The organism is Psychrobacter sp. UBA6291 (assembly GCF_002439405.1).
Classification (GTDB): domain Bacteria; phylum Pseudomonadota; class Gammaproteobacteria; order Pseudomonadales; family Moraxellaceae; genus Psychrobacter; species Psychrobacter faecalis.
Window position 1 is genome coordinate 1 of record NZ_DJUD01000046.1, and the last position, 14,201, is coordinate 14,201.

Annotated in this window: 10 protein-coding genes; 7 read left to right on the forward strand and 3 right to left on the reverse strand. The window is 44.8% G+C overall.

Annotated features, from left to right (window positions below; translation table 11 throughout):
- Positions 1-19: 19 nt before the first annotated feature.
- Positions 20-1,942, reverse strand: a complete 1,923-nt coding sequence (locus B3R91_RS07640; protein ID WP_286797073.1) for a tetratricopeptide repeat protein — start codon at positions 1,940-1,942, stop codon at positions 20-22.
- 591 nt (positions 1,943-2,533) lie between these two features.
- Between B3R91_RS07640 and hemA the strand changes: the two genes are divergently transcribed.
- The 4 genes from hemA (at position 2,534) to B3R91_RS07660 (ending at position 6,714) form a co-directional block, all read left to right on the forward strand.
- On the forward strand, positions 2,534-3,916 hold the full coding sequence (gene hemA / locus B3R91_RS07645; protein WP_286797074.1) for a glutamyl-tRNA reductase: 1,383 nt from the start codon (positions 2,534-2,536) through the stop codon (positions 3,914-3,916).
- Between the two features lie 589 nt (positions 3,917-4,505).
- The gene (locus B3R91_RS07650; RefSeq protein WP_286797075.1) at positions 4,506-5,648 is read left to right on the forward strand and encodes an aminotransferase class V-fold PLP-dependent enzyme; all 1,143 of its coding nucleotides are present in this window, start codon (positions 4,506-4,508) and stop codon (positions 5,646-5,648) included.
- Between the two features lie 146 nt (positions 5,649-5,794).
- On the forward strand, positions 5,795-6,232 hold the full coding sequence (locus B3R91_RS07655; RefSeq protein ID WP_198327988.1) for a YeeE/YedE family protein: 438 nt from the start codon (positions 5,795-5,797) through the stop codon (positions 6,230-6,232).
- Between the two features lie 62 nt (positions 6,233-6,294).
- The gene (locus tag B3R91_RS07660; RefSeq protein WP_144296760.1) at positions 6,295-6,714 is read left to right on the forward strand and encodes a DUF6691 family protein; all 420 of its coding nucleotides are present in this window, start codon (positions 6,295-6,297) and stop codon (positions 6,712-6,714) included.
- Positions 6,715-6,972: 258 nt separating this feature from the next.
- Here the strand turns inward: B3R91_RS07660 and B3R91_RS07665 are convergent, their stop codons facing one another.
- Positions 6,973-8,637, reverse strand: a complete 1,665-nt coding sequence (locus B3R91_RS07665; RefSeq protein WP_286797077.1) for an AMP-binding protein — start codon at positions 8,635-8,637, stop codon at positions 6,973-6,975.
- 380 nt (positions 8,638-9,017) lie between these two features.
- Between B3R91_RS07665 and B3R91_RS07670 the strand changes: the two genes are divergently transcribed.
- Positions 9,018-11,153: an NADPH-dependent 2,4-dienoyl-CoA reductase gene (locus B3R91_RS07670; protein ID WP_286797078.1), complete on the forward strand. Its 2,136-nt coding sequence runs from the start codon at positions 9,018-9,020 to the stop codon at positions 11,151-11,153.
- A 113-nt stretch (positions 11,154-11,266) separates the two neighbouring features.
- Here the strand turns inward: B3R91_RS07670 and B3R91_RS07675 are convergent, their stop codons facing one another.
- A complete protein-coding gene (locus tag B3R91_RS07675) occupies positions 11,267-12,022 on the reverse strand; it encodes a lysozyme inhibitor LprI family protein (protein WP_286797080.1) in 756 nt (251 codons plus the stop codon).
- A gap of 165 nt (positions 12,023-12,187) precedes the next feature.
- On the opposite strand from B3R91_RS07675, the gene B3R91_RS07680 reads away from it, so the two are divergent.
- Together B3R91_RS07680 and B3R91_RS07685 are read left to right on the forward strand one after the other, a co-directional pair.
- Positions 12,188-13,396: a serine hydrolase domain-containing protein gene (locus B3R91_RS07680; RefSeq protein ID WP_286797081.1), complete on the forward strand. Its 1,209-nt coding sequence runs from the start codon at positions 12,188-12,190 to the stop codon at positions 13,394-13,396.
- Positions 13,397-13,524: 128 nt separating this feature from the next.
- On the forward strand, positions 13,525-14,157 hold the full coding sequence (locus B3R91_RS07685; protein WP_286797083.1) for a DUF2238 domain-containing protein: 633 nt from the start codon (positions 13,525-13,527) through the stop codon (positions 14,155-14,157).
- Positions 14,158-14,201: the final 44 nt, after the last annotated feature.

A 14,201-nucleotide genomic window follows, 5' to 3' on the forward strand; every position in this document is an offset into this window, starting at 1 on the left:
TATGACTTTTGCAAGAGGTCTAATAAAGCTGTATACGGTCATTGACGTTGCGCTGCCCAAATGAAAAGCGCTCTTGTAACTCAGCAAGCAACGCCTCAACTTTTTCATTATCGCCTAGCCCTTGATAAGCGCGCAGCAGTAGCGTGCCAGAACGCAGGGTTGGAAAAACGTCGTACGGGGTTTGTAGATAATCGATGACTTGTTGATAATCTTCGTTCGCTAAAGCATTGGCGGCGAGTACGTTTAACGCCTGCAAATGCAGCTCATTGTCATAGCGCGGGTCATCATAACGGATTTGAATGATAGCCGTTGCTAGCGCCAAACCTTGCTTGGAGCTGCGTTCATTGGCGAGCAATAACTGCGCATAGCTAAGCTGATAAGCAAGGTTGGTTGGATCGAGCGTTTGCAAATGGTTCAATAAAGTGCGCTTAACGATATAGTCGTCTTTGTCGTCAAGCAGCTGCGCGCGGGCAAATAGCAGCATCTCGTTATTAGGATATTTGCGGCTGGCGCGCGTTAATAACCGTAGCGCCTCCTCGGGCTCATTTTGCTGCCATAAGATATCCGCTTGCATGACAAAGCTGTCAGGCGCGAATATGCTAAAGTCTTTACGCAGCTTCTCTAAAGTGGCAATGGCACCATCGACGTCGTCATTTAGCAGCTCAAACGACACCACTTTTCGCCGCGCTTCTAACACCAAGTCCTCTTGCATCACGCCATTGAGATAGTATTTTGCTTGCTCAAAGCGCTGCTGGCGCTCGGCACTGATGCCAAGGTAGTAATAGGCTTGGTCAAGATAAGCCGGATTTTTAGCCAAGATATTCAGCAGCTGATCGGCGCTGGCGTATTCTTCAACGTCCAAGCTCACCAGCGCGGCGAGCAAAGTGATTTCGTCATCATCAGCAAAGCGCCCGTGTGCATCGAGTAATAGCTGCCAAGCCTGCTCGCTTTGCCGCAAATCGAGTAAATAACGAATCTCATATAAGTATAAGCTCTTGCTATCAGGATTACGTAGGCGCGCTTGGTTAATATAATCAAGCACGGCTGCTGATGGCTTGGTCTTGCGTAAGATGTCGGCTTTTAAAGTGATAAAAGGCACATAATCTGGCTGACGCGCAAGGGCGCGATCGATATGGACAATAGCAACCTCAGGCTCATCAAATTGATACAGTAAACCAGCCTTTAATACCGAAAGCGAAGCGTTTTGCTCGCTATCGATAGGTTGCAAAGCGGCAAGTAACTCGCGTTTGTCTTCATCAGTATTGGGATAAATGCCAATCAGGATTTCGCTCAGATCGGCTCGCGGGTCATAGCTTAAAATGCGATTTAGAGTGGCGCCCGCCAGTTCATAGTCGTGCGCGCGCAGGGCCAAATGCGCCACATAGAACCAAGCGGGCACGTGGTCGGGGTTTTGGTCTTGCCAAGTTTTGGCAAAGCGCAGCGAATCTTCAACGCTCTCATTGCGTAAAGATAAGCTTAGCGCGCGCTCAAATACCGCGGTTGCATCTTGTTTAAAAGATTGCTGCTTATAAATAGTCAGCGCGCGCTTATTGTCATCGCGATCTGCGGCAAACTCGGCATCCAACAGCGCGTATAAACTTGGCTCGCCAAGCTCAGATTGTGCTGGGCTAAATGCTACTAGATTGCTTGCATCAGCGCTACTTACTGCGAGCTGGGATTGCTCAGTAGACGGTGGTTGAGAAGGTATTTCATGAGTAGTATGACCAATGATAACGCTTTTCTTGGCTGGTGAAGTTTTAGGCGAATTGGCCAAATCAGTGTTTAATATGGGAGCGGTCAACGCCGGACTGACATACTTGGCGTGGGCGGGTAATCCTAGGCATAGACAAATGGCCAACGACAAGGTTAGCTTATAACGCTGGCATAGGCGCTCTATGGTGGCTTGCAATAAGGCGTGGAGGCGAGATTGATCATTATACATAGGTTGCAGTCTAAAGGATGACCCAAAAAATCTAGCGAGCAATATTTCCCCATTAGTCCACTTGCATTCTAACAGGAGGATTTTATTGTCATTATTTTAAATAAGTATTCGTCATTACCATTATAAGAGCAGATGAAAGCGATAAACAATAGCGCCTATGTTACTCAAATACTAACAATGTTTAGGCGATTAAGTAATGACGATAAATGACTTTAAGTAGCGTTCAATAAACTCTGATAGCTTAAACATCTGCTAGTAAGTCCTCTAGTAAACCAGCGCTGACAAATTAGATAAATATAACTGGCATTTATTTTAAAGCCTGGTAGCAGTTGATTTATCGTCGACATGCCCAGATACAGACAAATACCATCGCCCAGCGCTGCTTGTTAAATAAAGCCAGCAATAATGATATAATAGGCGCTTTTTAGACGTTTATATTGATAATGATTTATTAAAGACGTTTTTTCACAGCCAGTTTAGCAAGTGCTGTCTGTGAAAAACTGTTTTTTAGCACTGCTGATTGAATAGGTTTTTTCACATTCTAAAAGCGTTTGGCTGGCAGGTAAACGTTATATTTATGGTCTATCAATAATGAGATTAGTGGTCATTGGGGTCAATCACAAAACCGCACCAGTCGCTCTGCGAGAGCGCTTGGCGCTTGTCGGTGACGATGTGAATATTGCCCTGCAGCAGCTAGAGCGCTTCACCGATGGTAGCGTGATTGTCTCGACGTGCAACCGTACTGAGATTTATGCGCTGATTCCGCAAGTCCCAGCATCGCCAGAATCAGGCGCGGCTTTAGCAGCGCAGCAAACTGCTGTCTCGAGTAATAATGCCATTAGTGCGCAGCCTTCTGCCGCGGCAATTAGTGCTCATATTTTAAAAATAAAAGCGTGGCTGGCGGATTTTAAACAGTTACCTTTAGCTGAAATTGACCCTTATTTGTATGTGCACCGTGATACTCATGCCCTGACCCATTGGTTACGAGTCGCCGCTGGTCTTGACTCGATGATATTGGGTGAGCCGCAGATACTTGGTCAAATCAAACGTTCTGTGCATTTGGCGCAAGACCAAAAGGCGCTCAGCAATCAGCTCGGCTGGATTGTTGACCAAGTATTTGCTGCTGCCAAACGCGTGCGTAACGAAACCAAAGTCGGCGCTCAAGCGGTATCGCTGAGCTATGCTGCAGCCAAATTGGTGACGCAGATATTTGACGATTTGCCCAATCGCACGTTATTGGTTGTTGCGGCAGGCGAGATGAATCGCTTGGTGGCAACGCATATCGCTGGGCTTGGGGTCGGGCGGGTCATTATTTGTAACCGCAATCCTGAGCGCGCCGAAGCGTTGGCCGCCGAATTGCGTCGACCCGAGCGTATGGTAGAAGTGAAATCGCTGCAAGAGTTGCCGCAAGTATTGGCAGAAGCTGATATCGTCAGTAGTTGTAGCGGCAGTATGGATATATTAATTGATAAGACCATGACCTTGCGCGCGCTTAAAAGCCGGCGTTATCAGCCGATGCTGATGATTGACTTGGCGGTGCCGCGCGATATCGACTCTACCATTAGCCGTATCGACGATGTGTATTTGTATTCTGTTGATGACTTGCAACACGTGATTGCTGGTAATATTGAGCAGCGCCGGCAAGCAGCGGTCGATGCTGAGCTGCTGGTCAGTCAGTTGGTGGTCGAGATGGATCGGCGCTTTCAAGTGCGCCAAGTTGGTAAAGAGATTCAACAATATCGCGCGCGCACCCATGACCAAGTCGATAAGCTGCTGCATGAATCCATTGCTAAGCTGCAACAAGATAACGCCAGCCCTGAAGCTATTATCACTGAGCTATCGCGGCGTTTAACCCAGACGCTGACCCATGCGCCCTCGAAGTTGATGCGTAAAGCGGCACGCGAAGGTGACAATGAATTGCTAGATTTTGTGGTCTCGGGATTACAAGACGCGCATCGTGGTCGTCGTCAGTAATCATTACTCCTTTTAATTCACTAATTGTTTTTCTTACTATTTCTCTTAAAACCGTTTCTTTTAAAACTCTTCCTTTTAAAATGGTTTTTCTTTAAAAGTCATAAATTGGCTAAGCTTTCGACTTATGCAAGCTGAGCGTTGTCAACCTGCATTATCGGTGCTAATATCAAGTTGTTATGAGTGTATTAAGTGGCGATAATTTTTGGTTATGTGGCAGCGGTTATTTCTAATAATCCTTTAACTAATTGATTTTGGCTTTTTTTTCAAAGTCTAATTTTATCAATTGCCTCTTAATATCTTCTCATTTCATTAATTCTCAGTATTGATGTTTCAATAGGCTGTCATTCACGGTCTGATAATGGCGCGCCTATCGTCTGTAGTACTGTTTAAAATAAAAATAAAGCGCACACGACATACTCGTCAACGGCAATAGCGCTAGGATAAAGCGCTATATCGTCAACACTGCGTCATACTCTCGATGATTACTCGATATGAGGGCCCGATAAATACTATCTATCGTAGTATTTGGCTCGTTATCACTAAAATTTGCCAATACCTATATTGCCTAACTATAAACTAGGAGCGTCCTATGACTGCATTACGTCAAGATATTGATCCAAACGGCTTATTAGAATATTCGGTGGTCTATACTGACCGCGCCTTAAACCACATGTCAAAAGTCTTTCAGCAAGTGATGAATGACTTGTCTAGCAACCTAAAGTCAGTCTATAACGCTGATGCGGTGGCGATTGTACCTGGTTCTGGTACTTACGGCATGGAAGCGGTGGCGCGTCAATTGGCCAATGATGCAGACTGCCTGATTATCCGTAACGGTTGGTTTAGCTATCGTTGGACGCAAATTTTAGACAAGGGCAAAATTGCCAAGTCGTCTACAGTATTGACTGCCAATCGTGAAGAGGGTGAGACGCCAAAGCCGTTTTCTCCAGTTGCTATCGATGAAGCGGTTGCTAAAATCAAAGAAACAAAACCTGCCATCGTTTTTGCCCCTCATGTTGAAACCTCATCAGGCATAATTTTGTCAGAAGACTATATCAAAGCATTGGCCGAGGCCGTACATAGCGTTGGCGGTCTATTGGTCATTGACTGTATTGCCTCGGGTTGCGTCTGGCTTGATATGAAAGATTTGGGCATTGATGTGCTGATTAGCGCGCCGCAAAAAGGCTGGAGCAGCACACCGGGCGCAGGTCTGGTGATGCTCAGCGACGCGGCTGTGCAAAAAGTAGAGAGCACTGAATCTGATAGTTTTAGCCTAGATTTAAAACAGTGGTTAAATATCATGCGCGCCTATGAAAATGGCGGTCACGCTTATCATGCAACCATGCCAACCGATAGCTTACGCCAGTTCCGCGATACCGTTCATGAAGCTAAGGAAGTCGGCTTTGATAAACTTTGCGAGGCGCAGTGGGAGCTTGGTAAGCGTATTCGTAAAGTATTGGCGGACAAAGGCATTGAAAGCGTGGCGGCAGAAGGTTTTGAAGCACCGGGTGTTGTCGTTGCTTATACTGACCGTGATGACATGCATAAAGGTAGCGCCTTTGCTGAAGCTGGCATGCAAATCGCCGCTGGTGTCCCGCTACAAGTAGGCGAGCCTGAGAACTTTAAAACTTTCCGTTTAGGTCTATTTGGTCTTGATAAATTGACCGATGTCGACGGAGCGGTACAACGTTTTGAAAAAGCGCTTGATGAAGTATTGGCAGAGCAGCCTGCATAATTTTTACTATAAGTTAGGTAACAATACTGAGTTCTGTTAAACAGATCTCAGTATTTTTTTACCTATTTATTATATTTTATTATATAATGTATTTATATAAAACGAATTTAAAACTGTGTTTGATAAAATTGGCTTAGGTAAACATTATGAGTATACAAATAGACTGGCAGGCATTTACGCCAATCTCCTTAGTAGGCGGACTGATGCTAGGGGTGGCGACTGCCATTTTGCTGTTAGGTGTTGGCCGTATTGCGGGGATTAGTGGTATTTTCTCAAGCCTCTTAAAACCCAAGCGCGTCGAGATGTGGCAGGTTTTATTTATCGCCGGTCTTATCGTCTCGCCGTTATTATATCGTTTGGTCAAGCCGTTACCAGTGCTAGATATCAGCACCTCTATACCGTTATTAATTGCGGCAGGGCTGCTCGTTGGTTTTGGCACGCGTCTCGGTTCAGGCTGTACCAGCGGACATGGTATTTGCGGTAATGCGCGACTGTCACCACGCTCGATGGCGGCGACAGTGACCTTTATGTTGTTTGGTATCTTAACCGTTTATATCGGTCGCCATGTTTTGGGTTTGATTTAAAAATCGCATAGACAGCACGTTATTTATAACTGCTTGGATTAATACATTAGGTGTGAGAAAAAATGCTGAAAAATATAATTGGATTAGTAGCAGGATTATTATTCGGTTTTGGACTGCTGATATCAGGGATGACTGACCCTGCTAAAGTACAAGGCTTTTTGGACGTCTTTGGCGCGTGGGATATCTCCTTGGCACTGGTGATGGGCGGCGGTTTAATAGTAGCGATAATCGGTGTGCAATTAGCCAAATGGCAAAAGACCAGCTGGGTGGGCACTTTTATCTTATTGCCAAGTAAGACGGTGATTGATAAAAAGTTGCTAATCGGCGCGATGATGTTTGGTATCGGTTGGGGACTTGTGGGTATCTGCCCAGGACCGGGTATCGTGCTACTTGGGACAGGACAATGGCAAGCGTATGTCTTTATTCCAGCAATGATAATGGGTATGTTGGTTTATCAATGGCTTGAACCAAAGCTGAATTAGTTGTTTGGCTATAGTCAGTCCTAAATAAAATTAGTACAAGTATGATAACGCGCTACTGGTATTCATTTTCCTTGCTTGCTGTGCCTACGCAGACAGAGGCTGCGCAAAATGAATACCAGTAGCTCTGTGTTTATTTTATAGCAGACTGTCTACAAGAATAAGTTTTACGTTCTTAGTTCAAGAAAAAAGGGTCAGCCTAATCATAAGACTGACCCTGTTTTATGCAAATTGCTCAAAGTGCAAGTTTTTCAAAAGCTATTATTTAGCGCTAGCCGTAACTTTTGGCGTTTCGTGCGCCAATGATTTGGCGGCTTGGCGTAGCTCAAACTTCTGTACTTTACCGGTACTGGTTTTCGGAATTTCAGCAAAGATAATATATTTCGGCACTTTAAATCCAGCCAAATATTGCTCGCAATGCTCCATGACATGATCGCGTTGCAAAGTGCTACCAGCATGAATTTCGATAAAGGCGACGGGCACTTCGCCCCATTTATCATGCGGCGCGGCAACGACCGCACAGCTTTGGATTTCCGGCATTTTATATAAGACGTTTTCGACTTCGATACTAGAGATATTTTCGCCACCTGAGATGATGATGTCTTTAAGCCTATCCATGATTTTGATATAGCCGTCAGGGTATTTGACGCCCAAATCACCGGTACGGAACCAACCATCGGCAAAGGCTTCTTCAGAGGCTTTTCGGCTTTTAAGATAGCCTTTCATCACCATGTTACCGCGCAGTGCCAGCTCGCCCATCTCTTCGCCATCAGCAGCAACCGGCTCAGTGGTCCCTTGTTTAAACAGCTCAAAGCCTGTCATCAAATGCGAGGTCACTCCTTGACGAGATTTTTTCTGCGCACGAGCAGCGACATCAAGCGCATCCCATTCTTCTTGCTCAGCACAAACAGTGACCGGACCATAAACTTCAGTCAGACCATAAACGTGCGAGATATGAAAGCCCATCGCTTCCATAGCAGCGAGCATAGTTTCAGACGGCGGCGCACCAGCGACCCAGCCTTTGACTTCATGGTTAATGGCTTCTTTATACTCAGGCTTACCGCCCGCAATCATATTGTGCACCACGGGCGCTGAGCAATAATGGCTGACTTTATACTTGGCAATCAGCTGCAAAATCAAATCAGCGTCAATTTTACGTAAGCAGACGTTGACGCCCGCGCGCTCAGCGATGGTCCATGGGAAACACCAACCATTACAATGGAATAGTGGCAGCGTCCATAGATACATGGGATGCTTGGGCATATCCCAATCTAAAATATTAGACACGGCATTGAGCGTGGCACCGCGATGATGATAGACCACGCCCTTGGGCTTACCAGTGGTGCCAGAGGTATAGTTGAGCGCAATGGCATCCCATTCATCGAGCGGTTTTTCCCAATTATCCAAATTGTCTGAGCTGGCGATTAACTCTTCATAACTCATACTGCCAAAACGCTCGATATCAAGCGCTTTATCGGTCGCATGAATCACGTTGAGGTTGGGAAAAGCTTCATCAATAATCTCAGCGTGCTCAGCAAACTCGCTATCTAAAATCAATACTTTGGCCTCTGAGTGTTGCAGGCAAAAGGTTAGGGCATTGATATCAAGTCGGGTATTAAGGGTACAAAGCACGCCGCCTGACATTGGCACGCCAAAGGCGCATTCGACCATCGCTGGCGTGTTCGGCATCATCACCGCCACCGTGTCATTTTTATCGATACCCAATTTACGCAGACCATCAGCCAATTGACGACAGCGATCATAAGTCCGTTGCCATGTCTGCGTGAGCTCATTGTGCTCTAGGTCGTCGTAGATAATTGCAGTCTTGTCAGGATAAACCTGCGCGCTGCGGATAATAAAATCGATAGGGGTCAGCGGTTGGTGATTGGCAGCGTTTTTGCCAAGACCGGTGTGAAAGTCTGTCATGGGGATAGTCCTTTATCGTATTGCGGGTATTCGATGGTGCAGGGATTTAGCGAAGCGGCTATTATAGAAGCCGTTGTCATAAAAACAATTGTCATAAAAACGGTCGTTATAAAACACGTTAAATATTGACAACGCTCACGCTATTATAGCCAATCGCCCCAAAAATTGGGCGGGTTTTATGAGGTTTGCTTAATAAAAGCCATAAAGTCGAGGTAAACATCTGACTGTCTAGGATTGGTATCAAGATAGTGCTCACTCATCAGTCGCTTGTCCGCGTAGCTGATGATAATAGCGGTGTGTTACGATAGCAGCAACGCTAAATCCCGTGACTTTTCTGTTTTCAGAACGTAGTTTGTTAATTCATTCATAAGGAAAATGATATGACCGCCAGCCGCACTGCCAATACCATTGAGACCGCCAGCACCAACGAGCACTACCCGCATTTATTTGAGCCGCTGGATTTGGGCTTTACTACACTTAAAAACCGCATGGTGATGGGCTCGATGCATACGGGGCTTGAAGACCGTTTTTATAATTACGGCAAGCTGGCGGCGTATTTTGCCGAACGTGCCAAAGGCGGCGTGGCGATGATGATTACCGGTGGTATTTCACCCAATCGCGAAGGCTGGTTGCTCCCTGCTGGAGGCACCATGAACACCCGCGCTGACGTCATTAATCATCAACGCGTCACCCGTGCGGCGCATAAATATGACAGCAAAATCATCATGCAAATCTTGCACAGTGGTCGCTATGGTTATCATCCGTTTTCCGTGTCAGCAAGCCCGATTAAATCGCCAATCTCGCCGTTTAAACCGCGTAAGATGAGCATCAAAAATATCGAACAAACCGTTAAAGACTATGCGCGCTGTGCCAAACTTGCCAAACAAGCGGGTTATGATGGCGTTGAAATCATGGGCTCTGAAGGCTATTTGCTCAATCAGTTTTTATCGCGTCATGTCAATAAACGTACCGACGAATACGGCGGTGATATTCAAAATCGCATGAAGTTTGCGGTCGATGTCGTGAAAGCAGTTCGCGAAGCAACGGGTGAAGATTTTATTATCCTATTCCGTTTGTCAGTGATTGATTTGGTCAAAGACGGTAACGTTATGGATGAAGTCATTACCGTTGCTAAAGCGCTAGAAGAAGCGGGCGTGACCATTATGAATACTGGTATCGGCTGGCATGAAGCGCGTGTTCCAACCATTGTCACCAGCGTACCACGCGCGGCGTTTGTTGATTTTACCGCTGAGATTAAAAAGCATATTAATATTCCAATGATGGCAGCCAACCGTATCAATATGCCAGAAACAGCGGAAGAAATCGTTGCCAGTGGGCAAGCGGATATGATTCAAATGGCACGTCCGTTCTTAGCAGATCCACATTGGGTCAACAAAGCTAAAGAAGGGCAAGCCGATCGTATCAATACCTGTATCGCCTGTAACCAAGCGTGCCTCGACCATACTTTCGAAAATAAACGCTCAACCTGTTTGGTCAACCCACAAGCTTGCTACGAGACGGAATTGGTTTATAAGAAGACCAAAAAACCTAAAAAAGTGGCGGTCATCGGTGGCGGTGTCGCGGGCATGTCAGCCGCTCACGTTGCAGCTTTGCGTGGTCATGACGTCACCCTATTTGAAGCAAAAGATATCTTGGGTGGGCAGTTTAATTATGCCAAAGTCATTCCTGGTAAAGAAGAGTTCTTTGAAACCATTCGCTACTATATCAATGAGCTTGAGCACTCAGGTGTTGAGATTAAACTTAATACCAAAGTCGATAAAGATATGCTTGAGAAGGCCAAGTTCCATCACGTCATCGTCGCAACCGGCGTGGTTCCAAGAAGCCTAGAAGGCAAGCTAGAAGGTGCTGATTTGCCGCAAGTCATCAGCTACGCTGAACTGCTCTCTGGTGAGAAATCCGTCGGCGATACCGTTGCGGTCATTGGTGCGGGCGGTATCGGCTTTGACGTCAGTGAGTATCTAACCGCCAATCATGGGCAGCCATTAGATGAGCTTGGTCCTGAATTGCTAAAAGACCCAAGCTATCGTCCAAAACCGCAGTCAATCAGCGATTGGCGCGAAGAGTGGGGCGTGACGTCTGATACTAACTATCAGGCAGATGGCGGCTTGATTAAACCTGAAGGCATCAAACCTGTACGCCAAGTGTACTTAATGCAGCGTACTAAAGGTCGCTTGGGCAGTGGGCTCAATAAAACCTCGGGCTGGGTGCATCGTGCTCATGTTAAGTCGCATGGCGTCATCCAAGTATCAGGTGCGCAGTACGACAAAATTACCAACGAAGGTATTTGGATTACTAACAATCAAGGTCAAAGCCAGCTGTTACGTGTCGATAGCATCGTGGTCTGTGCTGGTCAAGAATCAGTGGTTGAGCTGATGCCAAATGTCGGTGATGCACCAGACGCACAATATCATTTGATTGGCGGTGCTAAACTTGCTGCGGAGCTGGATGCTAAACGTGCTATAAGAGATGGGGCAGAGGTTGCGGCAGCGATATAATTGATGATTTAAAGTCGTAGTGTAAGATTCGCAGACGGCAGGGGAGCAATTTCCTGCCGTTTTTTTGTTTCTAGGTTTTAAGCTTTTAGAGTATATTTCTAGTCCAAAGTTATTTACTCTCGCTCTAATATAATTCCGTCAAAATAGCCGCGCACCCCACAACGCCCTGAACTAAATTGATAATCAACGTCTTTTAAGAGTAACTGACTTTTACCTTGATAGAGTGCAGGATACAACCTTAACCTAACTTCTTTATCTTGACTATTATCATGAATCGCCCAGTGGTTCCGTGACCATGTTGCAATACTTTCTTCAATTCCACAGGTGTGTAAGTTATTAAAAACTAAGTCACTTTCAATTACAGAAAGATGAGGTTTATTATCAACCTTATTAATAGATAAAGTATTCGTTGCGTCTTGCAAAGTATTTTTGCGCTGACCATCTAAATTATAGATTGAAATCTGGAAGTTTTTAGAAAATTCTCCAAATGCATTTTTATTAGGCAAATCAGAAGAATCTAAATCATCGTTCCAGTTAGAATCTGTCTTTTCTCCGATATGTTCTTCATACTCACGTTTAAGGCACTTAGTATCTTTACAGGTATTTCGTTGAAAATTTAACCATAATTTTTGATCTATAATCACATTGTTTTTATAGCTTTCGCTGTCTTCTTCGTTAGCTTCATCATTGAGATTAGCTCTATATTTCTTCGCCATTGCGTCATCGAGCTTAGAAAGCTCAGGACTTTGGCAAATAGTTTTTTCTACCCAAGTGCTGGCTTTTTTACAATCAAAACTTGCTGAGTTTGCATGATTAGATAGTAGACAAACACCTAAAGTAGTAATAATAATTACGGTTGATTTTTTCATGTTACTCTCATCGTTTAATGCTTAATTTCGAAAATTGATACCATTGTTCTAAAGCTGAATATGAATATAGCATTGTCACTCGTAAATAACCTATCCATGCTACGCTAAACCCATCAGTAATACTTAATCGTACTTATTACCTACGCCATAAAAAAGGATTTTATAATGGTAGTGTTAAAGACCCTGTTTAAATGGATCGTTTTGCCTATTGTAGCGCTACTCATTATTATCAGCTTGAGCTTAGTAGTGACGGGTAACGCTTATATCTTTCGAGGGCTACAGCTTACTTATCTTAAAGGTGAAAACACTGCCAATATTGACGATTATGTCGATTTTGATAATCGTACTATCCGCGCAAAAAATCCTATCGAATGGGAAAAAGTTGCCAACTTTCAGCAGGTCAAACTCACGCCGACTTTGCAAAATGCTTTAGATACCGATGAAACCGTTGCCTTTGCCATTATCAAAGACGGCAAACTGCTGTACGAAAACTACTGGCAAGGTTATGGTGCTGATTCGCACACCAATAGCTTTTCTATGGCAAAAACTGTCACTACCATGCTGTATCTCAAAGCGGTAGAAGATGGTTATATATCAAGCATTGATGAACCAATTACCAAGTGGCTACCTGAATATGCGGACAATCAATATGCGCAGAACTGTACCTTAGCAGATTTCTCGGCGATGACCTCGGGCTATGATTGGACGGAAGATTATTACTTTCCCATCAACCCGACGGCTGAATCCTATTATGGTCATGACTTGGTCAAGCAAATGGTCAATCGTAAGTTTGTAGAAGAATGTGGCGGCCAGTTTGAATACTCATCAGGCGACACGCAAATGCTTGGCATAGCTTTATCGCGAGCGCTTGCGCCGCATGGCTATACTATTTCTAGCTATTTAGAAGAGAAATTTTGGCAACCTCTCGGCATGCGAGGCGATGCTTATTGGTCGCTTGATGGTGCTTCGAGCATCGAAAAAGTATATTGCTGTCTCAATGCCAGCGCATTAGATTTTGCCAAATTTGGACAGCTATTATTAAATGGTGGTGAGTGGCAAGGCGAGCAATTACTTAGTAAAGCGCACGTTGATTTTATGATTACGCCAAACGTGGATGCATTCGCAGACGGGCAAGCGCAAGTTTACGGCCATTCGGTATGGACGGATATGGATAGTCAGATTCCGTTTTATGCCATGCTTGGTCACTTAGGTCAGCGGGTACTGGTGCTGCCAGAAGAGAACGCGATTGTCGTTAGACTCGGTAAACAAAAAGGCTTACCGACACCGGTTGAAGGCTTTCACTTGGAGCCAGACTTAGGGCAGTATGTGACGGAGGCGAAAATAATTTTGGATAATCTACCACTAGAGCAGTAATTTGAGTTTATTTATAAGGCGAGTGAGTAATAGCATAAATTGCTAAGTCCATCACACATCATTAATAATCAGAAAAATAAGCATAGTGATAAAAGTTTCTATTTTTAACAAGGAATATTAAAACCCTCATGAATCATTCAAATAAAAATAGAGGGCATGATGGCTCGCTTAAGATCATTTGGTTAGTGGTATTTTTTGCGGTGCTGATTTGGTCGGGTATTGCACCTAAAAATTATTTCACTTGGGTTTTGGAAGTTGCGCCCGCGCTGATTGGTTTGAGCATACTAGCCGCGACTTATCAAAGATTTACCCTATCAAGGCTCACGTATTCCTTAATATTGCTGCACTGCATCGTATTAATGATAGGCGGTCATTATACTTATGCTGAAGTACCTCTGTTTGATACTATCGCCAACTGGTTTGGTTGGGAGCGCAATCACTATGATAAATTGGGGCATTTCGTTCAGGGGTTTGTACCGGCAGGGATTGCGAGAGAAATTTTACTGCGCTTAAATGTGGTGAAAAATGAGCGTTGGTTATTGGTCTTTGTGATGTCCGTTTGTTTGGCGTTTAGTGCTTTTTATGAGCTGATAGAATGGTGGGTAGCGTTAGCCGTTGGCAGTGATGCAGAAGCCTTTTTGGGCACGCAAGGCTATGTCTGGGATACGCAGTCTGATATGTTTATGGCGTTGATTGGTTCAGCTGTATTTTTAGCTTTTTTTCGAAAATGGCAGGATTCAAGTATCCGTAAATTGACTTAAACGAGCGTACCCCTTGATTAAGCGTAAGCATCCGACCATCCCCT

Coding starts and splice junctions, on each gene's coding strand:
- B3R91_RS07640 (WP_286797073.1), bottom strand. CDS start 1,942: ATGTATAATGATCAATCTCGCCTCCACGCCTTATTGCAAGCCACCATA.
- hemA (WP_286797074.1), top strand. CDS start 2,534: ATGAGATTAGTGGTCATTGGGGTCAATCACAAAACCGCACCAGTCGCT.
- B3R91_RS07650 (WP_286797075.1), top strand. CDS start 4,506: ATGACTGCATTACGTCAAGATATTGATCCAAACGGCTTATTAGAATAT.
- B3R91_RS07655 (WP_198327988.1), top strand. CDS start 5,795: ATGAGTATACAAATAGACTGGCAGGCATTTACGCCAATCTCCTTAGTA.
- B3R91_RS07660 (WP_144296760.1), top strand. CDS start 6,295: ATGCTGAAAAATATAATTGGATTAGTAGCAGGATTATTATTCGGTTTT.
- B3R91_RS07665 (WP_286797077.1), bottom strand. CDS start 8,637: ATGACAGACTTTCACACCGGTCTTGGCAAAAACGCTGCCAATCACCAA.
- B3R91_RS07670 (WP_286797078.1), top strand. CDS start 9,018: ATGACCGCCAGCCGCACTGCCAATACCATTGAGACCGCCAGCACCAAC.
- B3R91_RS07675 (WP_286797080.1), bottom strand. CDS start 12,022: ATGAAAAAATCAACCGTAATTATTATTACTACTTTAGGTGTTTGTCTA.
- B3R91_RS07680 (WP_286797081.1), top strand. CDS start 12,188: ATGGTAGTGTTAAAGACCCTGTTTAAATGGATCGTTTTGCCTATTGTA.
- B3R91_RS07685 (WP_286797083.1), top strand. CDS start 13,525: ATGAATCATTCAAATAAAAATAGAGGGCATGATGGCTCGCTTAAGATC.